The sequence below is a fragment of the Lentzea atacamensis genome, assembly GCF_003269295.1.
Taxonomy (GTDB): Bacteria; Actinomycetota; Actinomycetes; order Mycobacteriales; family Pseudonocardiaceae; genus Lentzea; species Lentzea atacamensis.
Map to the genome: position 1 here is coordinate 81522 of NZ_QLTT01000012.1, position 24733 is coordinate 106254.

A 24733-nucleotide genomic window follows, 5' to 3' on the forward strand; every position below is an offset into this window, starting at 1 on the left:
AAATGTGAGCATGGACATTGGCGAGAACGGGGCGGAATTCGTAGTCGTGGCCAACCGGCTCCCGGTTGACCTGGAGCGCTTGCCCGACGGGACAGAACGGTGGAAGCACAGCCCTGGCGGGTTGGTGAGCGCGCTTGAACCATTTCTCCGCTCACACAGCGGCGCCTGGGTCGGCTGGCCCGGTGTGGCCGACGCGGACGTGGCGCCGTTCGAGGACGACGGCCTGCTGCTGCACCCCGTCCAGCTGTCCGCGAAGGACGTCGAGGACTACTACGAGGGTTTCTCCAACGGCACGCTCTGGCCGCTCTACCACGACGTCGTCGCGCAGCCCGCGTTCCACCGGCACTGGTGGAACGCCTACCGGCAGGTCAACCAGCGGTTCGCCGACGCGACCGCGAAGATCGCCGCGCAGGGCGCGACCGTGTGGGTGCAGGACTACCAGCTGCAGCTCGTCCCCGCGATGCTGCGCGAGCAGCGACCCGACCTGAAGATCGGCTTCTTCCTGCACATCCCGTTCCCGCCGGTCGAGCTGTTCATGCAGCTCCCGTGGCGCACGGAGATCATCCGCGGCCTGCTCGGCGCCGACCTCGTGGGCTTCCACAGGCCCGGCGGCGCGCAGAACTTCCTCTGGCTGGCCCGCCGCCTCGTCGGCCTGGAGCCCAGCCGCGGCACCGTCGGTGTCAGGACCCGGCCAGGTGTCGTGCAGGTCGGCGACCGCACGGTGCGCGTCGGCGCGTTCCCGATCTCGATCGACAGCGCTGGTCTCGACGCGGTGGCGCGGCGCAAGGAGACGCAGGCCCGCGCGAGGCAGATTCGAGAGGATCTCGGCAACCCCAAGCGCATCCTGCTCGGTGTGGACCGTCTCGACTACACGAAGGGCATCGACGTCCGGATCCGCGCTCTGTACGAGCTGATCGCGGACGGACGCGTGGACCCGGAGGACGTCACGATGGTCCAGCTCGCGACGCCGAGCAGGGAACGGGTCGACCACTACAAGACGATGCGCCAGGACATCGAGCAGTCGGTCGGCCGGATCAACGGCGAGTTCGGACGGGTCGGCAAACCCGTCGTGCACTACCTCCACCAGTCGGTCAACCGCGAGGAGCTCGTCGCGTTCATGAGCGCGGCGGACGTCATGGTCGTCACGCCGGTTCGTGACGGTATGAACCTCGTGTGCAAGGAGTACGTGGCCTGCCGATATGATCTTGGTGGAGCTCTGGTGCTCAGCGAGTTCGCCGGCGCTGCCGCAGAACTGACCAGTGCGTTCCTGGTGAACCCCCATGATCTGGACGGTGTCAAGAACGCACTGCAGGCCGCCCTCGACATCGATCCCGCTGAAGGCCGCCGTAGGATGCGCGCGCTGCGCCGCCAAGTCCTCACCCACGACGTTGACCGCTGGGCAAGGTCGTTCCTGGAGGCGTTGGGCACGCAGACCTCGGTCTGAATCCTTTCAGATCCCATGACCCATCGAGTGCTCCAGGAGGGGCGTTGACCGCCGAGGCCCTCCCCGCCGACCTGCGGCGAGCGATCTGTCAGCTCGCCCGCACCCCGCGACTGCTGGTCGCCAGCGACTACGACGGAACACTCGCGCCGATCGTGAGCGACCCGGAGCAGGCCCGCCCGCTCCCGGAGTCGGTGAACGCGCTGCGTTCTCTCGCGAGCCTGCACGAGACCACTTCAGCAGTGATCTCCGGTCGCGCGCTGCGCGACCTCGCCACACTCTCCCGCCTGCCGGGAGAGGTTCACCTGGTCGGCTCGCACGGCTCCGAGTTCGACGTCGGCTTCGTCCACGCGCTGGACGCGAACGCCAAGGCGTTGCTCCGCCGCATCGAAGCCGACCTCGAAGAGATCGTCGACGGCCACGAGGGCGTGCACCTCGAGGTCAAGCCCGCCTCCGTCGCCGTGCACGTGCGGCGCGCGGAAGCGTCGGTCGGCGAGTCCGTGCTGGACGCCGTCCGCTCCGGCCCGTGCACCTGGGAAGGTGTGCAGGTCACCGAGGGCAAGGCCGTGATCGAGCTCGCGGTCGTCGAGACCGACAAGGGCCACGCCCTCGACATCCTTCGCCACCAGGTCGGCGCCACCGCGGCGATCTTCCTCGGCGACGACGTGACGGACGAGAAGGCCTTCGCGCGCCTGCACGGCCCCGACCTGGGCATCCGGGTCGGCGCCGGTGAGTCGCTCGCCCAGCACTACGTGAACGACCCCTCCGACGTCGCGACGGTGCTCGCGTTCCTGCTGGAGGAGCGCCGGGCGTGGCTGCACGGTGACCAGGCCGTGCCGATCGAGCGGCTGACCATGCTCGCCAACGAGCGTTCGGTCGCGCTGGTCACGCCGGACGCGAAGGTCAACTGGCTGTGCCACCCGGAGCCCGACTCGGCCGCGATCTTCGCGGACCTGCTGGGCGGACCGGCGGCTGGCCACTTCTCGATCAAGCCGGAGCACGGGTCGCTGCCACTGGGCCAGCGCTACCTGCCGGGCACGATGATCGTGGAGACCCGCTGGTCGCGACTCCTGGTGACGGACTACCTGGAGCACGACCTCGCCTCGCACCGCACCGACCTGATCCGCCGGATCTCCGGCTCGACCAACGCGGTGATCACGTTCGCGCCGCGGCCCGAGTTCGGCCAGGTGCCGGTGCGGTTCCTGCGCGAACGCGACGGTCTGCGCGTGGTCGGCACCTCGGACCCGATGGTGCTGCGTTCGCCGGGCGTCGACTGGGAGATCACCTCCGACGGCGTGCAGGAGACCGCACGCGCGGTCGTGCGGCCGCGCGAGGGTGCGCCGGTGTTGCTGGAACTGCGTTGCGGCACCGACGACCTCTCCGAGCACGCGTTGCCGGAAGCCGTCCGGCGTGACCGTGCGGCCGGCTACTGGTCGGACTGGGCGGCGGGGCTCAAGCTCCCGCCCGTGCAGACGGACCTGGTGCTGCGCTCGGCGCTGACGCTGCGCGGCCTGGTGCACAAGGAGTCCGGTTCGATCATGGCGGCGGCCACCACGTCGCTGCCGGAGGAGCTGGGCGGTGTCCGCAACTGGGACTACCGCTACTGCTGGCTGCGTGACGGCGCGATGACCGCGGCGGCACTGGTGTCGGTGGGCTCCTTCGCGGAGGCCGACGGCTTCCTGGCGTGGCTGCACGGCGTGCTGGAGACCATCCCCGGCCCGGAGCGCCTGCACCCGCTGTACACGTTGCACGGCACGCAGCTCGGCGCGGAGGCCGTGATCGACACGCTGCCGGGCTACGCGGGTTCGCGTCCGGTGCGCGTCGGCAACCTCGCGAGCCAGCAGGTGCAGCTCGACGTGTTCGGCCCGGTGGTCGACCTCGTCGTGCAGCTGGCATCGGCGCGTGGCGTGCTGTCGGACCAGGACTGGAAGATGGTCCAGGCGATGGCGGAGGCCGTCTCCCGACGCTGGCACGAGCCGGACCACGGCATCTGGGAGGAGCGGCACGCGCCGCGCCACCACGTGTACTCGAAGGTCATGTGCTGGCTGACGATCGACCGCGCGATCAAGCTCGGCGAGCAGTTCGGCCGCGAGCTGGACCCGTCGTGGGTGCCGTTGCGCGACACGATCGCCACGGACGTGCTGAAGAACGGCTGGAACGACGAGGTCCAGTCGTTCACCACGGCCTACGACGGCGACGACCTGGACGCGGCCTCGCTCTTCGTCGGCCTGTCGGGGTTGATCGACCCGGCCGACGAGCGGTTCCAGTCCACGGTGACCGCCATCGAGGCGGAGCTGCGCTCGGGCTCGACCGTCTACCGCTACCACCGTGACGACGGCCTGCCGGGCGACGAGGGCGGCTTCCACCTGTGCGCGGCGTGGATGATCGAGGCCTACCTGCTCACCGGTCGCCGCACGGAGGCAGAGGAGCTGTTCGGCCAGATCGTCGCGGCCGCGGGCCCCACGGGCCTGCTGCCGGAGGAGTACGACCCGGTGGCCGAGCGCTCGCTGGGCAACCACCCGCAGGCGTACTCGCACCTGGGCCTGATCCGCTGCGCCCAGCTGCTCTCGCAGTGAGCTGACGTGGTGCCGCCGCGGTCTTCCCGGCCGCGGCGGCCACCTCACTTCTCGTCGAGGGTCTTCTTGATGACGTCCAGGCAGTGCGCCATCGCCCTGCCCATCGTCTCGGCCAGCTCGTCGGGGAGCACGTCGCGGGTCCACACCATCCGGCAGCGCCGTTCGCCTTCGGAGACGATCTGCATGGCCGCGTTGTCGTGCTCCGGCGCAACGGTGCCGTCGACCACCGAGTAGGCGATCCGGCGCACGTCGTCGTCGACCGAAACGCGCTTCTCCCTGACCACGGTGCCGTCGGCGAAGGTGACCGTGCGCTCGCCGGCTTCGGCCGTGGTGTCCACCACGAGCCCCGGCGCCATCCGCGACGGCCCTTTGGCGAAGTCGCCGATCACGTCCCACACGTCCTCGGCACTGGCCTCGATGACGATCTCCTTGCTGATGTACGCCATGTGATCAGCCAACCAGACACAGCAGGTGGCCCTGCGGGTCCGCGAGCACGGTCCAGCCGTCGCCGGGCTGGAACTCGGGCTTCGTGGCACCCAGCGCGAGCAGTTGCCTGACCGCGAGGTCGAGGTCGGCGACCTGGAAGTCCAGGTGCGCCTGCTTGGCAGGGCTCGGCCACTTCGGCGGCTCGTAGCCGTCCACCCGCACGAACGCGAGCTGGATGCCGCCGTCGCCCAGGTAGGCGCTGTCGGCGTCGCTGGAGATCACCTCCCACCCCGTGACCGCGCGGTAGAACTCGGCCAACGGGCCGGGGTCGGCGCAGTCGAGGACGATCGTGGTGAGCTGGGCCGGTGCGGACATGATGTCGACTCCTTCTCTTCGGTGCGCCCAGCGTCGCCCGAGGTCAGCCCGCCCGTCTTGAAGATCCTTGCGGGAATCGTCAGACCCCGCGCCTAACCTGCGAGGGTGCTCTCGTTCGTGGGTCTCGCCGCCCGTCCCGAGTTCACCGTCGCCTCGGTGGACTGCCAGGACGACCACCGCGGCTGGTCTGCCGAGCCGCCGCGTGCCGACGTGCGGCTCGTGCTCGTACGCCGCGGCGGGTTCCGCCGCCGGGTCCGCGGTGAGTCCGCGGATCTCGACCGCACGGTCGGGTACGTCGGGCTGCCCGGCGAGGAGGAGCAGTTCGCGCATCCCGCCGGTGGCGACGTGTGCACCTCGATCAGCCTCACCACCGAGCTGTGGCGTGCCGTGGCGGGCGACGCACCACGGTTCAGCAGCTCGTCGCTGTACGTCGACGGCAGGCTCGACCTGGCCCACCGGCGGCTCCTGGCCGCGACCCGTTCCGGCGACTCGGCCGAGCACCTGGTCGGTCTGGTGGGCGAGGTCGTCCGGCAGGTGGTGGCGACGACGGCCCCGGACGGCGACCGACCCGGTGCGGGCGACCGGGTGCTGGTGGCGAGGGCGCGCGAGGTGATCGGCGCCGGACATCCCGCCGCGGAGGGGTTGCTCCCGCTCGCCGCGCTGCTGGGTGTCTCGCCGTACCGGCTCAGCCGGGTCTTCACCCGTGAGCTGGGGGTGTCGCTGACCCGCTATCGCAACCGTGTCCGCGTGGCCCGCGCGCTGGATCGTCTGGAAGCCGGTGAAACAGGGTTGGCGGGCCTCGCCGCCGAGCTGGGCTTCGCGGATCAGGCCCACCTGTCCCGCACGGTGCGCGAACACCTCGGCCACACCCCGACCGCACTGCGGAAGCTGCTCACCTGACGCCGCTCAGGGCCGCGGCGGCACCTTCTCGAGAATCTTCGCCGTGCCCGGCGAGCTGCCGTGCAGGGCGATCACGTCCCCTCTGACGAGATGAGCCCACGCCGGCGGCACGAACGGCCGCAGCCGCGCCCTCGCACGCTCTCCCGGCCCCAGGACCGGCTTGGACTCGATCCACAGCGCGGCCACCCGCCGGTCGTTGCCCGTGAGGTCCCACGTCGGCCGTTCTCCCCTGGCCTGCAACGGTTCGGCGTCGTTCCCGAGCACCAGCTCGACCCGCAGCACGCCTTGGATCGACTCCACGCACCGCCATTGGAACCAGGCCTCGTCCTGCTCCAGCTGAATCGCCGCCTCGGCGAGCAGAGCCCAGTAGCGCGGCGTCTGCCAGGTGTTGCCGTCGAACTCCCCCAGCTGGTCCAGAACCAGCTCCCACTCCTCGTGGTCGAGATGGTCGAGCACGTCCTCGCTCTGCACCTCCGCGGGAACCATGCCCGCCGCGAACCGCAACAGCTCACCGATCTCGCGGTCGTGTCTCCCCAACACGCCAGTATTCGATCACAGTCGCCGTTCCCGCCGCGGCCAGCCCGAAGCATCAGCGCAGCCGCATCAGCCCGGCAGCCTCCGCCGGCAGTGCCCAGAACTCCTCACCCTGCCAGGCACCGTCGTGGAAGTCCGCGAGGATGCCGTGCGCGACCTCGAACTCGTTGTGGTCCAGGTACTCCTGGACGTCCGCTCGCGACAGTCCCGCGTCACTGCGCGCTTCATCCGGCACCAGCGCGGCCGCGCGGCGCAGCAGCGGGTCGAGGTCAGTCATCCTCGCCCTTGGTGCTGCGCCGGCGGTTCAGGCCCAGCACGTCCAGCGCCGACACCAGGTCGTTCGCCACGAGTGCGCGGACCCCCTCCGGCAGCGGTCCGTGGTCCGGCGGCACCAGCGCCTTCTTGAAGCCGAGCCGCGCGGCCTCCGTGAGCCGCTTGCCCACCCCGTTGACCCGCCTGATCTCCCCGGCGAGTCCCACCTCGCCGAGCACCACCAGATCGGCGGGCAGCGCGATCTCCCGCTCCGCGGACGCCACCGCCAGCACCACGGCGAGGTCAGCGGCCGGCTCGACCAGCCGCATGCCGCCGACGGTCGCGGTGAAGACGTCCTTCTGGAACAGGTTGACCTTGCCGCGTTTCTCCAGCACCGCCAGCGCCATCGAGATGCGCGCCGAGTCGAGCCCGCTCACCGCGCGCCGGGGCGCGGGCAGGTTCGTCTTGGCCACCAGGGCCTGCACCTCGCCGAGCATTGGCCGCTTGCCCTCGACGATCACCGTCACGCAGGTGCCCTCGACGGCCTTCTCCCGGCGCGTCAGGAACAACCCGGACGGATCCGGCACGCCGACGATGCCGTCGTCGCGCAGCTCGAAACAGCCCACCTCGTCGGCCGCGCCGTAGCGGTTCTTGATGCCGCGCAGCAGCCGCAGGCTCGAGTGCCTGTCCCCCTCGAACTGCAGCACCACGTCGACGAGGTGCTCCAGAACCCTGGGCCCGGCAACGGATCCGTCCTTGGTGACGTGTCCAACCAGGACAACCGGCAGCCCGCGTTCCTTGGCCATCGCGATCAGTCCTGACGCGACGGTCCGCACCTGGGTGACACCGCCGGGTACGCCGTCCACGCTCACCGTCGACATGGTCTGCACCGAGTCCACGATCAGCATCGACGGCTTCACCTGGTCGACCTGCCCGAGCAACGCGCTGAGCTCGCTCTCGGCCGCCAGGTACATCTCGGGGTGCAGGTTGCCGGTGCGCTCCGCCCGCAGCCGCACCTGGCCCGCGGACTCCTCACCCGTGACGTAGAGGCAGCGCCCGTGGCTCTCGGCCCACCGGTGCGCGGTCTCGAGCAGCAACGTCGACTTGCCCACGCCGGGCTCGCCGGCCAGCAGCACGACCGCGCCCGGCACCAACCCGCCGCCGAGCACCCGGTCGAACTCGCCCACGCCGGTGGACAACGCCCGCGCCGACTCGATGTCGACCTCGCCGATCGGCCGCGCCGCCGACGTGGGCGCCCCCGCCACGACACGGGTCACCGACGCGGTGCCACGTTCTTCGATGCTGCCCCACGCCTGACATTCGGGGCAGCGGCCGAACCACTTCGCCACCTCGTGCCCGCACTCGGCACAACGGAAGATCGGCCGCGCTGTCTTCGCCACGCACCGAACGTTAGAGGACGGGTCTGACAGTGTTCTTGGCCGCTGCTCCGCAGACGGCGGCGAGTTCGCCCGCAAGTCGAACTCGCGTTCCCAGGTCAGGCACGACGTCAGGAAAACTTCGAAAATTTTTTCGCGGGCTTGTCGATCCGCCGCGGTACCCGTTCGACGCATGAGTGGAAGGACCCGACAGCCTGGAGGACACAGTGACCACCGCTACCGCGACCCAGACCCGCAAGTTCGCCCTCGGCCGCTACGCCACCGTCGTCACCCGCGTGCTGACCGGTCTGCTGTTCACCACGACCGGCCTCAACGGCTTCCTGATGTTCATGCCCGCCCCGGACCCCAGCACGATGGCACCGGAAGGTGTGGCCTTCACCGCGGCGCTCTACGCCACCGGCTACATGCTGCAGCTCGCGTCCGGCGTCCAGCTGCTCGCCGGCATCCTGCTGATCATCGGCCGCTTCGTGCCACTGGCGCTCGCGCTGCTGGCCCCGATGGTCGTGAACATCTTCCTGTTCCACGTGTTCCTGGAGCCGAGCGGCACCGTCATGGCCGTGCTCGTCGTCGCCGCCGAGATCGGCCTCGCGTGGGCCTACCGCGACAAGTTCCGCCCGATGCTCAAGGCCGCGTGACCCGGACGCGAAAACGCCGCCCCCTCACCAGGAGGGAGCGGCGTTTCACCGTTTCGATCTTGCGAGTTCGTGTCGGTCGTCCGGTCGCCTCTTCGGTTCAACCGCCGCAGGCGATTCGGGCCGAAGCGGTGGCCGGACGGCCGACTTCTGGACGAACTCGCCGCCGTCTGCGGAGCAGCGGCAGAAGGCTCAGTGACCGCCGGCTTCGTGGCCCTCGCTCACGCGCTTGTGGTCGGACGGTGCGACGGGCACCTCCAGCGTCAGGGAGCCGGCCTTCTCGAACAGGAACGTGATCTTGATGGTCTGCGCGGCCACCACTTCGCGGTTCAGCTTCTTCAGCGTGCAGCGGATCTGCAGCACCTCGAGCGACTGGTCGTGCGCGGCCGACGACGAGGTCGGCGACACCGAGGACGAGCCCGACGGGCCGTTCGACGCCGAGACACCGGACGACGGGGCACCGGACGACGACGGCACCGAGCCCGAGGTCGGGGCGACCGACGAGGACGACGGGGCACCGGAGGTCGGCGAGACCGACGAAGAAGGCGCCTTCGACGAGGACGGGGCGTGCGACGAGGACGGGGCGTGCGAGCCGGACGAAGGCGTGGAGGGCTTCGTCGGCGCGTGCGCGGCGTCGTACTCGGCGCGCAGCGCGTACTGCGCCGGGATGTCCTTGCCACCGACGACCTCGGCCTCGCCCTCAGCGGCGTCGGACTTGATCGACAGCAGCTTGTCCGGCGTCGAGCCGGTGTTGGCGATGACGAACGTCATCGGCGCGTCCTCGCCCTCGTGATAGCGGTTGCCGTCCGGCGGGAACACCAGCATGACGTTGCGCACCGCGATCGGGCCCGCGTTTCCGCTCGCACCGTCGACGGCGGCGACCTGGGTGTCGGTCTGGGTGACCTGACCGGCGCTGCAGCCGACCGCCACCAGGCCGAGGCCCGCGGCCAGCGCTGCCGTCACGATCAACCGGCGAGACACTCCTGAGTTCACGGCTCCAGCGTCCTTCCTAGGGAACAACCACCAGGCAAAGAGCCTAACCGGGGCCCGGAAAGCGGACTCGACGTGGTGCCAATCGATCTTGACAAGCCCGTACGTTGCACGCAAACAGGTGGTTTGTCAACCCCCCGCATGGCCCTGACCAGCACTAACGGATCATCGACCGGCGTTCGAAGCCTTGCCGGACGTGTTAGGATGGAGGAAGCGAAAGGGGCAGAGGACACATGGTTTTCAAGGTCGGAGAGACCGTCGTCTACCCGCACCACGGTGCCGCTCTCATCGAAGCAATCGAGACCCGCGTGATCAAGGGCGAGGAGAAGAAGTACCTCGTTCTCAAGGTTGCGCAGGGCGACCTCACCGTTCGGGTTCCCGCTGACAACGCCGAGATCGTAGGCGTGCGCGACGTTGTCGGCCAGGAAGGGCTCGACCGGGTCTTCGAGGTCTTGCGTGCTCCCCACACCGAGGAGCCGACCAACTGGTCTCGGCGGTACAAGGCCAACCTTGAGAAGCTCGCCTCCGGCGACGTGAACAAGGTTGCGGAAGTGGTGCGCGACCTCTGGCGGCGCGAGAAGGATCGCGGGTTGTCCGCCGGCGAGAAGCGGATGCTGGCGAAGGCGCGGCAGATACTGGTCAGTGAGCTGGCGCTGGCCGAGGGCACCGACGAGGACAAGGCCGAGGTTCTCCTCGACGAAGTTCTCGCCACCGCGTCGTAGGTTTCCAAAATCACACAGAGCATCGGATAACGCTGCAGACATGAGTGTTGTCGCGCTCGTGCCCGCGGCAGGGCGGGGTGAGCGTCTGGGCTACGGGATGCCCAAGGCGCTCGTGCCGGTCAACGGGGTACCGCTGTTGACTCGTGCCGTTCAAGGTCTGTTCGCGTCAGGCCAGGTTCAGCACGTCGTCATCGCCGCTCCACCGTCCGATGTGGATCTAGTGCACACCGCAACCGCCTCGCTGGCCCCGGCCGGCGGGGCGGTGCACGTGCTTTCAGGGGGCGCCGAACGCACCGACTCGGTGCGCCTCGCCCTCGAACACGCTCTCCGCGTGATTCCGGACACCTCGATCGTGCTGGTGCACGACGCCGCTCGTGCCTTCACTCCTCCCGAAGTCATCGCGGGCGTCGTGGCCGCGGTGCGCGACGGGCACGACGCCGTCATCCCGGTGCTTCCGGTGGCCGACACGATCAAGCAGGTGGACGAGGTCGGAGTGGTCGTCTCCACACCTGACCGGGCCGGTCTGCGGGTCGTCCAGACCCCGCAGGGTTTCCGCGCCGAGATTCTCAAAGCCGCCTATCGCTCCGGTATCGCCGCGACTGATGACGCTGGTCTTGTGGAGAAGAACGGCGGCAAGGTCCACACGGTTCCCGGACACGCGCACGCCATGAAGATCACCACTCCGTTCGACCTCGCGGTCGCGGAGGCACTTTTCACCGGAGGGCAGCAGTGAGGATCGGCCAGGGCGTCGACGTCCACCCGATCGAAGCAGGTCGTGAGTGCTGGATCGCCGGACTGCTGTGGGAGGGCGTCGACGGTTGCGCCGGTCACTCCGACGGCGACGTCGCCTCCCACGCGCTGTGCGACGCCCTGCTCTCCGCCGCCGGCCTCGGTGACCTGGGCGCCGTCTTCGGCACGTCCGACCCGCGCTGGTCGGGTGCGCACGGAGTGGTTCTGCTCACGGAGGTCCGCCGCCTCATCGAGGAGGCCGGTTTCCGTGTGGGAAACGCCACAGTGCAGGTCATCGGCAACGAGCCGCGCATCGGCAAGCGCCGCGACGAAGCGCAGAAAACCCTTTCCGAAGCCGTCGGCGGCCCGGTCTCCGTGGCCGGCACCACGACCGACGGACTCGGTCTCACGGGCCGGAACGAGGGAATCGCGGCGATCGCCACTGCGTTGCTCGTGACATGGCCACCCTCTCAGAACCACAGCGTGCTCTCCTAGACGGCGCTAACTACGCCACCGTCGCGACGCTCGCCAAGGACGGCAGCCCGCAGACGTCAGTCGTCTGGATCAAGCGCGATGGTGACGACGTGCTGTTCTCCACCGTCGTCGGCCGCGCGAAGGAACGCCACCTGACGCGCGACCCGCGGGTGAGCATCACCGTCATCGACAGCAACAACCCGTACAACTACACCGAGTTCCGCGGTGAGGCGTCGCTGACGACCGAGGGCGGGGACGACCTCATCAACGAGCTGGCGCACAAGTACACCGGTGACGACTACAAGGGCGACGTCGGCACGGACAACGTGCGCGTCGTCGTCCGCGTCAAGGTCGCGAAGACCACGGGGGGCCGCTAGCGCGGCAGCTTGAGCACGGCTTTGCCGCCGTCGAGGTCGATCCGGCTTCGCGGCGGCGCGCCGTCGCCCTCCTCGTCGCGCAGCTGCCGCTCCTCCTTGCGGTACTCGAGCTCCTCGCGCTTGCCGGCCTCGAACGTCGCGCCGAGCTCGCCGATGCCGGCGCTGGCCATCGGCGTGCCGGTCCTGCCCCGCACCATCCGCTCGACCACTGCGAGCAGGAACAGGGCCGCCACCAACGCCGGTAACGACATCGCGAACAGGAACCCCGGGCTCATATCTGGACAACTCCCGCCACGGCGCTGTGGTTCCCGCCACTAACATTCGGCGCGTGCCCAAGTACGACGTGTGCCTCTCCTTCGCCGGCGAAGATCGCTACTACGTCGAAGAGGTGGCCCGCCACCTCACCGATCTAGGCGTCTCCCGCTTCTACGACACCGACGAGCAGGCCGATCTGTGGGGCAAGAACCTGGTCGAGCACCTCGACCAGATCTACCGCAAGGACTCCCGCTTCTGCGTGATGTTCATTTCCGAGGCCTACGCGCGGAAGATGTGGACCAAGCACGAGCGCCAGGCCGCGTTCGACCGGGCTCTGGTCTCCGACATCGAGTACGTGCTGCCCGCGCGGTTCGACGACACCGAGATCCCGGCGCTGCGCGTCGGCACCGGCTACATCGACCTGCGCAACCGCACCCCGAGGGAACTGGCCGAGATGATCGCGGAGAAGGTGGGGACCGCGATCAGCGCACCCGCTGCGGGCTGGGAGTACCAGCTGTTCTCCGACACCGTGACGATGAACCTGCGCAAGCTCAAGGACAAGCAGCTCAGTCACGAGATGGGCTTCGCGTCCGACGTGCGCACGCTGACCACGGACACCGAGGCGCTCGACTACTACAAGATGCGCACCGGCGCGTTCGACAAGATCATCAACGGCATCGAGGACCTCCTCTCGCCCGGCAAGCAGCAGTGGGCGTTCGGCCCGGCGGGCCGGCCTGGTGACAGCGACCGGATCAGGCACCTGGCCGCGCAGTTCGCCAAGTCGTACGAGAGCCTGCTCGACTGGGCCGCCGACCTGCGCGGCTCCACGACGCCCGCCCGCTTCAGCGGGCTCTACGCGGCCACCGCACAGCTTGCCGACCAGCCGCTCAAGCAGATCGAGGAGTTCGTGGCCCAGCTCGCGGCCGCCACCGAGCGCAATGCCGGTGACCTGGAGCTGGTCATCTCGTACGAGTGGGCGCCGGTGGAGGCCGAGCTCAAAAAGGTCCAGACCACTTAGCCGCGGAGAACGTAGAGTCGGGAGCGTGACGATCCACGCCGCGCTCTTCGACTTCTCCGGCACGCTCTTCCGGCTCGAGCACCCCGAGCTGGCGTCCAACGCGGACCTGATGCGTGCGCTCACCGCCCCGGTCGGCATCGCCGACGACATGGACCCCGAGCTCGTGGACGCGTGGTACCGCCGCGACCTCGACCCTGACGTCCACCGCTGGGTCCACGTCCGAGTGCTCAACGACGCGAACGTGCCCGACGCCGAGGCGCTCTACGACCAGCTGATCGACGCGGAGTCGTGGCAGCCCTACCCGGACACGAAGGCGGCGCTGGAACACCTCGCCGACGTTCCCGTCGCGGTCGTCAGCAACATCGGCTGGGACATCCGCCCGGTGTTCGAGCGGTTCGGGCTGACGCACCTCGTGGACGAGTTCGTGCTGTCCTACGAGGAGGGCGTGATCAAGCCGGATCCGAAGATCTTCACCTCCGCGTGTGAACGGCTGGGTGTCGATCCGCGCCACGCCGTCATGGTCGGCGACAGCGAGGAGGCGGACGGCGGAGCCGAGGCGATCGGCTGCTCCTTCCGGCTTGTCAATCCAGTTCCGACGAGTGACCGCCCCAATGCTCTTTTGGATGTGGCCCGTACCATTCCCGTGTGAGCCTCCACATCTACGACACCGCGAGCCGGTCCATGCGGGAGTTCCACCCGCAGGTCAACGGAACGGCGTCGATCTACGTGTGTGGGGCGACCGTGCAGGGCATCCCGCACATCGGGCACGTCCGCAGCGGCCTGAACTTCGACGTCCTGCGTCGCTGGCTGGCCCGTGACGGTGCCGATGTGACGCTGGTCCGCAACGTCACCGACATCGACGACAAGATCCTCACCAAGGCCTCCGACCACGGTCGGCCGTGGTGGGAGTGGGCGTACACGCACGAGCGCGCCTTCGAGGAGGCGTACGACGCGCTGGGCTGCCTGCCGCCGTCGTACGCGCCGCGGGCGACCGGGCACGTGACGCAGATGGTCGAGCTGATGCAGCGGCTGATCGACAAGGGCCACGCCTACGACGTCGACGGTGACGTCTACTTCGACGTGCGCTCGTTCCCCGAGTACGGCGCGTTGTCCGGCCAGAAGCTCGACTCCGTGGAGCAGGGCGAAGCAGCGGTGCGCGGCAAGCGCGACCCGCGCGACTTCACGCTGTGGAAGGGCGCGAAGCCCGGTGAGCCCTCTTGGCCGACGCCGTGGGGCAACGGCAGGCCGGGCTGGCACCTCGAGTGCTCGGCGATGGCCACGACGTACCTGGGCGGCACGTTCGACATCCACGGCGGCGGGATCGACCTGATCTTCCCGCACCACGAGAACGAGCAGGCGCAGTCGCGTGCGGCCGGTGACGGCTTCGCCAACTACTGGATGCACAACTACTGGGTGACGTTCTCGGGCGAGAAGATGTCCAAGTCGCTCGGCAACACCGTGTCCATCCCGGTGATGCTCGAGAAGGTCAGGGCCCAGGAGCTGCGGTACTACCTGGTCGCGCCGCACTACCGCTCGCACATCGAGTACTCGGAAGAGGCTTTGCAGGAGGCGGTGACGTCCTACGGGCGCATCGAGTCGTTCCTGCGCCGGGTCGCCGAGCGGGTCGGCCCCATCGAGCTCCGCGGCGACATGTGCCCGGACTTCGTCGTTGCGATGGACAACGACCTGAACACCCCGCAGGCCGTGGCCGCGCTGCACAACAAGGTGCGGCAGGGGAACACGGCGCTCGCCGACGGCGACCACGAGACGGCCCGCGAGGCCGCCGAGTGCGTCCGCCGCATGGCCGACATCCTCGGCGTCGACCCGTTGTCGCCGAAGTGGAACGACCAGTCGTCTGCCGATCTCGGCATGCGGCAGGCGTTGACCACGCTCGTGGATCGGCTGCTCGTCGAGCGCCAGGAAGCCCGCAAGACCAGGGACTTCGCCCGCGCTGACGCGTTGCGCAAGCAGCTGGACGAAGCGGGCATCGCCGTCGAGGACACCCCCGACGGTCCGCAGTGGACTTTGAAGGACGACTGACTTCCGTGGCTGGCAACTCCAAGCGCAAGGGCGCGATGCGCAATCCGGGCTCGAAGAAGGGCGCGGTCGTCGGCTCCGGCGGGCAGAAGTCCAAGGGGCTGCAGGGCAAGGGTCCGACCCCGAAGGCGTCGGACCGCCCGAACCACCCCGCCTACAAGCGGGCCAAGGCGGTCGCGAAGACCGAGGCCGTCAAGACGCAGCGGCGCCAGAAGACCGAGAAGGCCCAGGCCGAGACCGTGGCGGGCCGCAACCCCGTCGTGGAGTGCCTGCGCGCGGGCACGCCGGCGACGGCGCTGTACGTGGCGCTCGGCATCGACGCGGACGACCGCGTGGCCGAGGCCGTGCGCCTGGCCGCCGATCGGGGCATCTCCGTGCTGGAGGTGGCCCGCGGTGAGCTGGACCGGATCACCGGTGGCGCGATGCACCAGGGCCTCGGCCTGCAGGTGCCGCCGTTCGAGTACGCCTCGCCCGACGAGCTGCTCGACCTCGCACAGCGCGCCGGTGAACCGCCGTTGCTGGTGGCGCTGGACGGCGTGACGGACCCGCGCAACCTGGGTGCCGTCGTGCGCTCGGCTGCGGCGTTCGGTGCGCACGGCGTGGTGCTGCCCCAGCGGCGCAGTGCGTCGATGACGGCGGTGGCGTGGCGGACCAGCGCGGGCACGGCGGCCAAGCTGCCGATCGCGATGGCCACGAACCTCACCCGCACGCTGCGCGACTGGGCGGAGGCGGGACTGATGATCGTGGGCCTGGACGCGGACGGCGACGTGGACATCGACGGCCTGGAGCTCGCGACCGGCCCGCTGATCGTCGTGGTGGGCTCGGAGGGCCGTGGCCTCGGCCGTCTGGTCAAGGAGACCTGCGACCAGACCGTGTCGATCCCCATGGCGCCTGGCGTCGAGTCGCTCAACGCCTCCGTCGCCGCCGGTGTCGTGCTGGCCGAGGTCGCACGTCGCCGCAGGATCGCGGCCAAAAGCTGACCCTTGCGCCTGACGTTATCGGCTTGTTCGCGACGCTAAGGGCGCCCATTAGCCGACGTTAGTGATCGTTTTCCTGCCCGCTGAACCGGTTTCGGTCTGGCGGGCAGGAAACGGCGATCTCGGTTGTCGCCAAGAGCTTGCGGGTGACCGGCATGACAAACGGCAGGGTCTATTCCGCGGCACTCCCGAGCGCGGGTACGTTCTCTGGTGTTCGCCAATTGCCAGTTGTGCGGGCAGGAGTCGGAGCAGGTTGCACCGCTCGGTCGAGCGCGTGACACCCGTTTGGCACCAGTTGACACAGACTGTGACCGTTTGGGGTTCAATCAGGCGAACCCGAGGTCAACTGTGAAGAAGATCAGCCTCACGTTTCGCTATTGTAACTACTTTAGGTAACTGGTCTGCTCCGTTTAGGTACACACTGTGGTAGGACAGACGTTGAACGGTCAGACAGCTTCTACCGTGATTGTCGATAGAAATTGATTACCACCGGCGGGGGCGACGTGACTCGGCGTAGAGCGAATCAGGACGTGCTGATTCGCCGCGCGCGGGGCGCGGCTCGCCGAGGTCCCGCATGACGACCCGCGGCGCTCTCCGCGACCTCGTCGGTTTGCGTGAGTTCCGCGCCATGTGGATCGGTTCGACCGCTTCGACCGCCGGTGACCAACTCGCGGCAGTGGCATTGTCACTGCTCGTATTCGAACGAACACAATCCGCTGCCTGGACCGCCCTCACCTGGTCGCTGACGCTCTTCCCGCCGCTGATTTCGGGCCCGCTGCTCGGCTGGGTCGCCGACCGCTTCCCGCGACGCACGGTAATGGTGACGACCGCGTGGTCACAGGCTGTGCTCATGGGCGCGATGGCCATTCCGGGCATGCCGCTCTGGGCCATGATCGTGCTGCTGGTGGTCGTGCTGGCGATCTCCTCGCCATATCTCGCGGCCCAGGAGGCGAGCCTCCCGCACGTCCTGCCCAAACACCGCTACGACGACGGCGTGGCGCTCTTCGGCACGTCCGTCGACATAGCTCAGATGGCCGGCCTGGCCGCCGCGGGCTTCCTCGTGGCCCACACCAACCCCGGTGTGGCACTCATGATCAACGCCGGCACGTTCGTCTTCCTGGCGGTCTTGGTGCAGGTGTCCGTGAAGCACCGTCCGGCCGCCGATCCCCTGGGCCGCAAGAAGAAGGATGATGAGCCCCGCGGCGCGCTGACCCTGCTGGTGTCCGAGCCGCGATTGAGGACGCTGCTGGGCGTCCGCATGCTCGCGGGCCTCGCGATGGTCCCGGAAGGACTCGCCGTCCCGTTGGCGGCCAGCCTCAACGCCGTGTGGGCGGTCGGCTTGATTCTCGCGATCGAGCCCGCGGCGAACGTTCTGGGCGTGGCTCTGCTCTTCCGTCTCGTGCGAGATCCGGCAAAACGTGAACGGCTGATCGGTCCTCTTGCGATCCTGTCGCTGGCGCCTTTGATCATGTTCGCGTTCAACCCGAACCTGACGTGGACGATCGTTTTGCTCGTGATTGCCGGTATAGGAGGCGCTTATCACACACCGGCTCGTTCGGCGTGGATGCGGCTGCTACCGGATCAGTACAGAGGAAGGGCTTACGGCATTGGGCGCGCGGCGTTGCGCTCGAGCCAGGGCGGCGGAATGGCGCTGGCCGGTGTCGTCGCCCATTCGATCGGATCGGTCACAGCCACGATCGCGGGAGCGGGCGGTATCGGACTGCTGCTGGCGACGCAGGCCACCATCGCCTGGCGACGTGCGCGCGGTCGCAACGACACGAAGGCGGTGGCAATCTGAAACAGAACGGTCACCAATAGCGATATCCGTCTAGAGGCACCACAGGATCAAGGTGCACGATTGGAAGCCTGTCGAGGAGAGGCGGAGTCAGAAGTCACGGTTGCACATGGAGGGCACCTCCTCGTTGCGACGAGCAGCAGCGCGGTAGGTCTACGACCTGGTCAGCGGCGGCTTTGCTCATGATGTGCCATGAGCGTAGGGGGTCGTGGTGAAGAACAGTTTGACTGATCGCAGGCGATCGCGGGCACTCGGATTGACTCCGATTCGCAACTGGGACCTTTGGACCGTTGCGCCTAGTGCGATCGCGTACTTTTTCGTGCTCGAAGCGGCTGTCGCCGTGGCCTCCATTTGGCTGCTGACGAAGCTCACCTCGGTCTCGCCGTCCGACTGGCTCCGCTTCGGCGCGATCATCGCCGCCATCACGATTCACCTGACCGTGGTACGCAGAGCGGAAGAGGCCCGCCGCAACGAGGCCTCCGGCCCTCACATCGACCTGACCTCGGTCTGGACCTTCGCCGCGGCCGTGGCACTCCCCGGCGGCCTGGCCGTGATCGCCACGATCTGGATGCGCATCCTGATCCAGCCGATCGCCCGCCGCCAGCCCTACCGCTTCGTCTTCGGCACCGCCTCGATGCTGGCCTCGACTCTCCTGTCGTGGGCCGTCGTCCACCTTTCGGGTGTATCACTGGCAGCGACCGGAAACGTGCCGACCGACCTGGGCCTGGTGCTCGTTCTCGCCATGACCGCGGTCCTCTACTGGTTCATCCAGGTGATGACGGTCGCCGTGGCCTTCAAGATCGTCACCCCGAACTCGAAGGTGCTCGACTTCCTCGGCTCCAAAGTCGACAACATGCTCGAGATGAGCACCCTCGGCGCGGGCGCCATGCTCGGCATGCTCATGACCACCCACTGGGTGGGCCCGCTGCTCCTGGTCGTCCCGGTGATCCTGGTGAACGCCCTTCTGTCGCGGGCTGGAGAACGCCGCGCGCACCTGGAACGCCTCCTCCGCGAACAGGAGCAACTCCACCAACGCCTGGCCGCGGACGCCCACACCGACTACCGCACGGGCCTGCTCAACACCAACGGCCTGGCCGAGTACGCGGGCCGCCTGGCCGAACGCTGCCGCATCGACGGCGAACCGATGACCGTCCTGGTGATCGACCTGGACCACTTCAAGCGCATCAACGACACCTGGGGCCACCCGGCGGGCAACGCCGTCCTGGCCGAGGTGGGCCGGATCCTGCGCGAGAAGCTCCGCCCCGGCGACGTGGCGGGCCGCGACGGCGGCGAGGAGTTCGTGGTGGCGCTGAAGGACACCCCGGTGGCCCAGGGCGTGACGATCGCCGAACGCATCCGCGAGGCCATCGGCTCACTGGCCGTCCCGACGACCGACAAGCACCGCAACGTCGTGACCCTGTACGGCCGCGAGACGCAGCCCTCGGAACCGGAAGGCGAGTCGCTGCGGGCGATCTCCGCCTCGATCGGCGTGGCCGTGATCCCGGACAACGGCCCGGACATGGCCACCGCGCAGCACTCGGCGGACGCGGCCCTCTACAAGGCCAAGGAGAGCGGCCGCAACCAGGTCCGCGTGGCAGGCCTGGACATCCCGCCGCGCCTGATGCCTGCTCCGCGCGCGGACGACATCACCAAGCCGATCACCACCCGCACGGCCTGATCCCGCACTCGATCAGGCGGTACGACGCTGCACGGCCCCGATGCCCCGGCACGCGAGGTAGATGACGAAGCTGACCGCAGTGACCATGGCGGACACTGGCAGTCCCGGCTGCAGCGACAGCAGAATGCCGCCGACAGCCGCCACCTCCGCGAAGACGACGGAAAGAGCCGTCGCACGGACAGGTGAAGCCGTGACGCGCATCGCGGCGGCAGCCGGCGTGATCATCAAGGCCAGCACGAGGAGCGCTCCGACGACCTGGACGCTCAGCGCGGTCGCCACACCGACCAGCAGGGCGAAGACGATCGACAGCGCGCGCACCGGAACCCCGCGCGCGATCGCGACGTCCGGATCGACCGAAGCGAAGAACAACGGCCGGTAGATGAACGCCAGCACGGCCAGCACGGCGATCGACGCAACCACCAACAGCCACACGTCGGTCGAGTCGACCCCGATGATCTGCCCGACCAGCAGGCTCAGCTTGTTGACCGCACGCCCCTTGTAGAGCGCGAACATGAGCACGCCCATGCCGAGACCGAACGCCAGAATGGCGCCGATCACCGAGTCCCGGTCGCTGTCGCGCCGACTCAGCAAGCCGAGCAGCAACGCGGCGGCCACCGAACCGATCAGCGATCCGTAGCCCACGCTGATACCGAGCAGCAGTGCAGCGGCGCCACCGGTGAACGCGAGCTCGCTGGTGCCGTGCACCGCGAACGCCATCTTCCGGGTGACGATCAACGGACCGAGCACACCCGCCACCAACGCGAGCACAGCCGCGGCTACCAGCGCGCTCTGCACGAAGTCGAGCTCGAGCAGATCGAAGATCGTCACGACGCGGCCTCCGCCGTGAGGTGGTGGGTCTGCTCCTCGCAGGCACCCGCGCCGACGACCAGGATCTGGTCGCGGACCCGGACGACCTCGACCGGCGTGCGGTACAGCTCGGACAGCGTCCGTGAGTTCATGACCTCGTCCGGCGTACCGATCCGGAACCGCCCGTTGACGAGGTACAGCACCCGATCCACCAACGGCAGCACCGGGTTCAGCTCGTGCGTGACGAACAGGACGGCCGTGTTCGCCTCGCGACGGCGCTTGTCGATCAGCTCGGACACCACGCGCTGGTTCGCGAGGTCCAGGGACAGCAGGGGTTCGTCGCAGAGCAGCACGGTCGGGTCGCCGACGAGTGCCTGTGCGACGCGCAACCGTTGCTGCTCGCCGCCGGACAGCACGCCGATCGGCTCGTCCGCGTACCTCGTGGCGCCGACGGACGCGATGGCCGCGTCGACGCGGATCCTGCGCTCCCGGCGGTTGCGCAGGCCGAAGCCCCACCGATGGCCGTCGAGGCCGAGACCCACCAGGTCCCGGCCCCGCAACGTCATGGACACCTCGAGCGCTCGCTGCTGCGGGATGTACCCGATGGCCCGGTTGCCGCCGGTGACCATGACCGTGCCCGAAGACAAGGGCTGCAACCCGAGCAGCACCTTCATCAGGCTGGTCTTGCCGGACCCGTTCGGACCGAGGACCGCCAGGAACTCACCGGGCTCGACGTCGAGGTCGAGCCCGTCCCACAAAACCCTGTCCCCGTAGGACAGCCGGGCCCCGCGCAGCGAGATCGCGGTCATGCCTTGAGCGCCTGCGAAAGCGCGTCCACCTGCTTGGTCATCCAGTCAAGGTAGCCGGTCACTCCGGCGGGCAGGGTCTCGGTGACCTCGACGACCGGCACGCCCGCCGCCTTGGCCTTCTCGACCAGCTGCTTCGTGACCTGGTTCTCGGTCTGGGTGTTGTTGACCAGCACGTTGATCTGCTTGCCGTCGACCAGCTGGTTCATCTCGGCGAGAGCGGCGGCCGGCACGTCCGACTCCTCCTCGATCGCCTTGCTGAACGCCTCGGGCGTGACGTCGTCCGCCCCGGTCTCGTCGAGCAGGTAGTGGGCGATCGGCTCGGTCGCGGCGACCTTCTTGCCCTTGCCGATGCCGTCGACCTTCTTCTCCAGCTCCTCCAGCTTGGCGCTGAAGTCCGCGGTGTTCTTCTCGAACGTCGTCTTCTTGTCCGGCGCGATGGCACCGAGCTCGTTCGCGGCCGCCTCGGCCACCGCGCGCACGGTGTGCAGGTCGTACCAGACGTGCTCGTTCTCGCTGTGGTCGTGGCCGTCCGCGTCGGGCGCCTCGCTCTTGGGAGCCTCGCTGGTGGGGGCCGGGCTGGTGGGCTCGGCGTGGTTGTCGCGCAGCGGGAACGCCTCGACCTTCTTGGTCGCGTCGCTGGTGATCAGCTTGGCGAAGAAGTCGTCGTAGCCGCCGCCGTTGAACACGACCAGCTTGGCGTCCTTGACCAGCGCGGCGTCCGCGGGCTTGCTCTCGTACGAGTGCGGGTCGGCGCTCGGGTCGTCCAGCAGCGCCTTGACGTCCACCGCGTCGCCGCCGACAGCCTTGACCACGCTGCCCCACACGTTCGTGGACGCGACGACCTGGATCTTGCCGCTGTCCGCGGACGGCGTGTTCGTCGTGCCGCAGGCGGCCAGGCTCACCACGGCGAGAGCGCCGACCAGAGCGTTGCGGAGAGTCATCACACCATCCCTCGATCAGGTAATGGAAACCGTTGTCGAGTTCAGTTTACGACACGAGAAAGCCCCCGACGCTCACGCCGGGGGCCTTTCACCTGTGACTCATGCCTCCAGGCGCTCGCCCGATTCGGGGTGGAACAGGTGGATCTCGCTGTGGTCGCGAACCGCGATCTTGACGTGCTGGCCCAGGGTCGGCGGCGTGCGGCCGTCGACGCGGACGACGAAGCGCTGCGACGAGTCGCCGATCTTCACAGCACCGTGCACGAGCGCGTCGGCGCCCAGCTCCTCGACCAGCTCGACCGTCATCTCCATGCCCTCTTCACCCGACGGCACGATGCCGAGGGCCTCGGGACGGATGCCGAAGGTGACCTCGTCCAGACCAACGGCGGCGTCCAGCGCGGCACGCGAGAGCGGCACGATGACGCCGTCGAGCTTCGCGCCCTCCGACGTGATCGGCACGGTCTTGAGGTTCATGGCCGGCGAGCCGATGAAGCCCGCGACGAACGCGTTGGCCGGGCGGTCGTACAGCGCGCGAGGCGTGTCGCACTGCTGCAGCAGGCCGTCCTTGAGCACCGCGACGCGGTGGCCCATCGTCATGGCCTCGACCTGGTCGTGCGTCACGTAGATCGTGGTGGTGCCGAGACGCTGCTGCAGCGCCGCGATGTTCGCGCGGGTCTCGACGCGCAGCTTCGCGTCCAGGTTGGACAGCGGCTCGTCCATGAGGAACACGGAGGGCTCACGCACGATGGCGCGACCCATCGCGACACGCTGCCGCTGACCACCGGACAGCGCCTTCGGCTTGCGCTCCAGGTACTTGGTCAGGTCGAGCATCTTGGCGGCCTCTTCGACCTTCGCCTTGATCTCGGCCTTGTTGACGCCGCGCAGCTTGAGCGCGAAGCCCATGTTCTCCGCGACCGTCATGTGCGGGTAGAGCGCGTACGACTGGAACACCATGGCGATGTCCCGGCCCTTCGGCGGCACGTTGGTGACGTCCTTGCCACCGATCTGGATGGCGCCCTCGTCGACGTCCTCGAGACCCGCGAGCATGCGCAGCGCGGTCGACTTGCCCGAACCGGACGGGCCGACCAGCACCAGGAACTCGCCGTCGGACACCTCGAGCGACAGCTCGTCGACCGCGCGAACCGGCGGGTTGCCGGAGAAGATCCGCGAAGCCTTGACGTAGGACACCTCAGCCATGTGACGCACCTTTCACCCTTGTCTGGGGCGCGACGCTATTCATTGCAAGCGCTTACGGGAACAGACGTAAGCGCTTACGTTTCAGAAGGCGTTCACGTTGCGGGCCACCCAGTCGGCGAAACGGGCGGGAGCACGTCCGGTCACCTGCTCCACATGGCCGCTGACCTGCTGCTCCTCCACCGTCGGCGATCCGAGAACTGCCAGCGTTCCGTCCACAACGGGCGGCGGCATGAACTGCAGCATCTGCTCACGAGCCTCCTCAACGGACTGCTCGACGAACCGGATCTCCCGCCCGATCGCCGACGAAAGCGCTTTCGTCCGTTCAACCGGAGTCAGCGCTTCCGGACCGGTCAGCACATACGTGCGCCCCTCGTGCCCGCCCTGCAACGCCACCGCCGCGACCGCCGCGATGTCCGCCGGATCGACGAACGGCAGCGCCACGTCCGCGAACGGCGCCGCGGCCACACCGTGCTCACGGATCGGCCGCACCCAGGCGAAGGTGTTGGTGAAGAACCCGCTCGGCCGCAGGATCGTCCACTCCAGACTCGACTGCCGCACGGCCTCCTCGAACGACGCCATCCGCGAGTGCGGCACCAGGCCCGGCCGCGTCCCGGCACCCTGCGACGACAGCAGCACCACGCGGCGGACGCCGGCAGCCTTCGCCACGTCCAGCACACCGGCCACATCGGCGGACGGCCCGAGCAGGTCTCCCGCGAACAGCAGGAACAACGCGTCCGCACCGTCCAGCACGGGCTCCAGCGTCGACGGGCGCGCAAGATCCACCTGCGGCCGCGACACCCCGCGTGCCTTGTCCCCCAGCAACTCCATCAACGGACGTCCAACGTTTCCGGTCGCCCCGGTCACCACGATCACGTGCAGCTCCTCGTCATTGCTTCGGTATCCCGAGGAAAGCTAACATCGTGGAGTTAGTAGGTACCTAGAGGAAAGTGACTATCCGTGGAGCCCGTACCGGAGCTGGCCTGCCCGATCGCGCCGGTCGTCGACCTGGTCTTCAGCCGCTGGACGACGCCGATCCTGTGGACGCTGCACGAGTACGGCCGGCAGCGGTTCGTGGAGCTGGAGCGCCGCATCGGCACGATCACGCCGAAGGTCCTCACGCAGCGGCTGCGGCAGATGGAGCGCGACGGCCTGGTCACGAGGACCTACCACCCGGAGGTTCCGCCGCGGGTGGAGTACGAGATCAGCGAGCTGGGGCGCAGTCTCGCGCCGATCTTCCACCAGCTCGCGGAGTGGTCGAAGCACAACCTGGCCGACGTCGAGAAGGCCAGGCAGCGCTACGACCGATGAGTTTCCGGCGGTGCACCGGTCCACCCCTGCAAAGGCCGAACGCGGGAGTGAACCGATGGGCAACGTGCGACTGCACTTCTCGATGTCGC

Annotated in this window: 27 protein-coding genes; 15 read left to right on the forward strand and 12 right to left on the reverse strand. The window is 68.6% G+C overall.

Annotated features, from left to right (window positions below; all coding sequences use genetic code 11):
• Window positions 1–10 precede the first annotated feature (10 nt).
• Together C8D87_RS38785 and otsB are read left to right on the forward strand one after the other, a co-directional pair.
• The gene (locus C8D87_RS38785) at window positions 11–1444 is read left to right on the forward strand and encodes an alpha,alpha-trehalose-phosphate synthase (UDP-forming) (RefSeq protein WP_109631344.1); all 1434 of its coding nucleotides are present in this window, start codon (window positions 11–13) and stop codon (window positions 1442–1444) included.
• A gap of 44 nt (window positions 1445–1488) precedes the next feature.
• Window positions 1489–4017: a trehalose-phosphatase gene (otsB, locus tag C8D87_RS38790; RefSeq protein ID WP_112231054.1), complete on the forward strand. Its 2529-nt coding sequence runs from the start codon at window positions 1489–1491 to the stop codon at window positions 4015–4017.
• Window positions 4018–4061: 44 nt separating this feature from the next.
• Here otsB and C8D87_RS38795 read toward each other — a convergent pair whose 3' ends face one another.
• Together C8D87_RS38795 and C8D87_RS38800 are read right to left on the reverse strand one after the other, a co-directional pair.
• Window positions 4062–4463 (reverse strand): SRPBCC family protein, encoded by a 402-nt coding sequence (locus C8D87_RS38795; protein ID WP_112231056.1) that lies wholly within the window; start codon window positions 4461–4463, stop codon window positions 4062–4064.
• Between the two features lie 4 nt (window positions 4464–4467).
• Window positions 4468–4818 (reverse strand): VOC family protein, encoded by a 351-nt coding sequence (locus tag C8D87_RS38800; RefSeq protein ID WP_112231058.1) that lies wholly within the window; start codon window positions 4816–4818, stop codon window positions 4468–4470.
• Window positions 4819–4923: 105 nt separating this feature from the next.
• Here C8D87_RS38800 and C8D87_RS38805 point away from each other — a divergent pair, with 105 nt between their 5' ends.
• A complete protein-coding gene (locus tag C8D87_RS38805) occupies window positions 4924–5718 on the forward strand; it encodes a helix-turn-helix domain-containing protein (protein WP_112231060.1) in 795 nt (264 codons plus the stop codon).
• 6 nt (window positions 5719–5724) lie between these two features.
• Here C8D87_RS38805 and C8D87_RS38810 read toward each other — a convergent pair whose 3' ends face one another.
• The 3 genes from C8D87_RS38810 to radA are packed head-to-tail and all read right to left on the reverse strand — an operon-like array spanning window position 5725 to window position 7904.
• Window positions 5725–6255 carry a hypothetical protein gene (locus tag C8D87_RS38810; protein WP_146231397.1) on the reverse strand — a complete coding sequence of 177 codons (531 nt, stop codon included), beginning with the start codon at window positions 6253–6255 and terminating at the stop codon, window positions 5725–5727.
• Window positions 6256–6307: 52 nt separating this feature from the next.
• The gene (locus C8D87_RS38815; protein ID WP_112231062.1) at window positions 6308–6529 is read right to left on the reverse strand and encodes a hypothetical protein; all 222 of its coding nucleotides are present in this window, start codon (window positions 6527–6529) and stop codon (window positions 6308–6310) included.
• Window positions 6522–7904, reverse strand: coding sequence for a DNA repair protein RadA (radA, locus tag C8D87_RS38820; RefSeq protein WP_233442492.1), 1383 nt, complete (start codon window positions 7902–7904; stop codon window positions 6522–6524). Before radA ends, C8D87_RS38815 begins: the two co-directional genes overlap by 8 nt.
• Window positions 7905–8107: 203 nt before the next feature.
• Here radA and C8D87_RS38825 point away from each other — a divergent pair, with 203 nt between their 5' ends.
• Window positions 8108–8536 carry a DoxX family membrane protein gene (locus C8D87_RS38825; RefSeq protein ID WP_109633081.1) on the forward strand — a complete coding sequence of 143 codons (429 nt, stop codon included), beginning with the start codon at window positions 8108–8110 and terminating at the stop codon, window positions 8534–8536.
• A gap of 189 nt (window positions 8537–8725) precedes the next feature.
• Here C8D87_RS38825 and C8D87_RS38830 read toward each other — a convergent pair whose 3' ends face one another.
• On the reverse strand, window positions 8726–9526 hold the full coding sequence (locus C8D87_RS38830; protein ID WP_146772003.1) for a hypothetical protein: 801 nt from the start codon (window positions 9524–9526) through the stop codon (window positions 8726–8728).
• Between the two features lie 230 nt (window positions 9527–9756).
• On the opposite strand from C8D87_RS38830, the gene C8D87_RS38835 reads away from it, so the two are divergent.
• The 4 genes from C8D87_RS38835 to C8D87_RS38850 are packed head-to-tail and all read left to right on the forward strand — an operon-like array spanning window position 9757 to window position 11825.
• Window positions 9757–10245, forward strand: coding sequence for a CarD family transcriptional regulator (locus C8D87_RS38835; protein WP_065915127.1), 489 nt, complete (start codon window positions 9757–9759; stop codon window positions 10243–10245).
• Window positions 10246–10285: 40 nt separating this feature from the next.
• Entirely contained in the window at window positions 10286–10978 is a 693-nt protein-coding gene (gene ispD, locus C8D87_RS38840) for a 2-C-methyl-D-erythritol 4-phosphate cytidylyltransferase (RefSeq protein WP_109631316.1), read from the forward strand.
• Window positions 10975–11469 (forward strand): 2-C-methyl-D-erythritol 2,4-cyclodiphosphate synthase, encoded by a 495-nt coding sequence (gene ispF, locus C8D87_RS38845; RefSeq protein WP_112231069.1) that lies wholly within the window; start codon window positions 10975–10977, stop codon window positions 11467–11469. The genes ispD and ispF overlap by 4 nt, the downstream gene beginning before the upstream one ends.
• Entirely contained in the window at window positions 11433–11825 is a 393-nt protein-coding gene (locus C8D87_RS38850; RefSeq protein ID WP_112231071.1) for a PPOX class F420-dependent oxidoreductase, read from the forward strand. The genes ispF and C8D87_RS38850 overlap by 37 nt, the downstream gene beginning before the upstream one ends.
• Here C8D87_RS38850 and C8D87_RS38855 read toward each other — a convergent pair.
• Complete coding sequence (locus C8D87_RS38855) at window positions 11822–12100, reverse strand: DUF6191 domain-containing protein (protein ID WP_109631307.1); 279 nt, start codon at window positions 12098–12100, stop codon at window positions 11822–11824. The genes C8D87_RS38850 and C8D87_RS38855 overlap by 4 nt on opposite strands.
• Window positions 12101–12153: 53 nt before the next feature.
• On the opposite strand from C8D87_RS38855, the gene C8D87_RS38860 reads away from it, so the two are divergent.
• The 6 genes from C8D87_RS38860 to C8D87_RS38885 all read left to right on the forward strand — a co-directional run bounded on the left by C8D87_RS38860 (window position 12154) and on the right by C8D87_RS38885 (window position 19585).
• Window positions 12154–13098: a toll/interleukin-1 receptor domain-containing protein gene (locus C8D87_RS38860; RefSeq protein ID WP_170166740.1), complete on the forward strand. Its 945-nt coding sequence runs from the start codon at window positions 12154–12156 to the stop codon at window positions 13096–13098.
• Between the two features lie 25 nt (window positions 13099–13123).
• A complete protein-coding gene (locus tag C8D87_RS38865; RefSeq protein ID WP_112231076.1) occupies window positions 13124–13747 on the forward strand; it encodes an HAD family hydrolase in 624 nt (207 codons plus the stop codon).
• Entirely contained in the window at window positions 13744–15138 is a 1395-nt protein-coding gene (cysS, locus tag C8D87_RS38870) for a cysteine--tRNA ligase (protein ID WP_112231078.1), read from the forward strand. The genes C8D87_RS38865 and cysS overlap by 4 nt, the downstream gene beginning before the upstream one ends.
• 5 nt (window positions 15139–15143) lie before the next feature.
• Window positions 15144–16115: a 23S rRNA (guanosine(2251)-2'-O)-methyltransferase RlmB gene (gene rlmB, locus C8D87_RS38875; protein ID WP_109631294.1), complete on the forward strand. Its 972-nt coding sequence runs from the start codon at window positions 15144–15146 to the stop codon at window positions 16113–16115.
• Between the two features lie 571 nt (window positions 16116–16686).
• On the forward strand, window positions 16687–17910 hold the full coding sequence (locus tag C8D87_RS38880; protein WP_109631291.1) for an MFS transporter: 1224 nt from the start codon (window positions 16687–16689) through the stop codon (window positions 17908–17910).
• Between the two features lie 316 nt (window positions 17911–18226).
• Window positions 18227–19585, forward strand: coding sequence for a GGDEF domain-containing protein (locus tag C8D87_RS38885; RefSeq protein WP_233442493.1), 1359 nt, complete (start codon window positions 18227–18229; stop codon window positions 19583–19585).
• A gap of 12 nt (window positions 19586–19597) precedes the next feature.
• Here the strand turns inward: C8D87_RS38885 and C8D87_RS38890 are convergent, their stop codons facing one another.
• From C8D87_RS38890 to C8D87_RS38910, 5 genes are all read right to left on the reverse strand, one after another.
• Window positions 19598–20413, reverse strand: coding sequence for a metal ABC transporter permease (locus C8D87_RS38890; RefSeq protein WP_112231080.1), 816 nt, complete (start codon window positions 20411–20413; stop codon window positions 19598–19600).
• Window positions 20410–21201, reverse strand: coding sequence for a metal ABC transporter ATP-binding protein (locus tag C8D87_RS38895; protein WP_112231082.1), 792 nt, complete (start codon window positions 21199–21201; stop codon window positions 20410–20412). The genes C8D87_RS38890 and C8D87_RS38895 overlap by 4 nt, the downstream gene beginning before the upstream one ends.
• On the reverse strand, window positions 21198–22142 hold the full coding sequence (locus C8D87_RS38900) for a metal ABC transporter solute-binding protein, Zn/Mn family (RefSeq protein WP_109631281.1): 945 nt from the start codon (window positions 22140–22142) through the stop codon (window positions 21198–21200). The genes C8D87_RS38895 and C8D87_RS38900 overlap by 4 nt, the downstream gene beginning before the upstream one ends.
• Window positions 22143–22241: 99 nt before the next feature.
• Complete coding sequence (locus tag C8D87_RS38905; protein WP_112231084.1) at window positions 22242–23336, reverse strand: ABC transporter ATP-binding protein; 1095 nt, start codon at window positions 23334–23336, stop codon at window positions 22242–22244.
• A gap of 81 nt (window positions 23337–23417) precedes the next feature.
• A complete protein-coding gene (locus C8D87_RS38910) occupies window positions 23418–24209 on the reverse strand; it encodes an NAD(P)H-binding protein (RefSeq protein WP_112231086.1) in 792 nt (263 codons plus the stop codon).
• Window positions 24210–24293: 84 nt separating this feature from the next.
• Between C8D87_RS38910 and C8D87_RS38915 the strand changes: the two genes are divergently transcribed.
• Window positions 24294–24644, forward strand: coding sequence for a winged helix-turn-helix transcriptional regulator (locus tag C8D87_RS38915; protein WP_112231088.1), 351 nt, complete (start codon window positions 24294–24296; stop codon window positions 24642–24644).
• Window positions 24645–24733 lie beyond the last annotated feature (89 nt).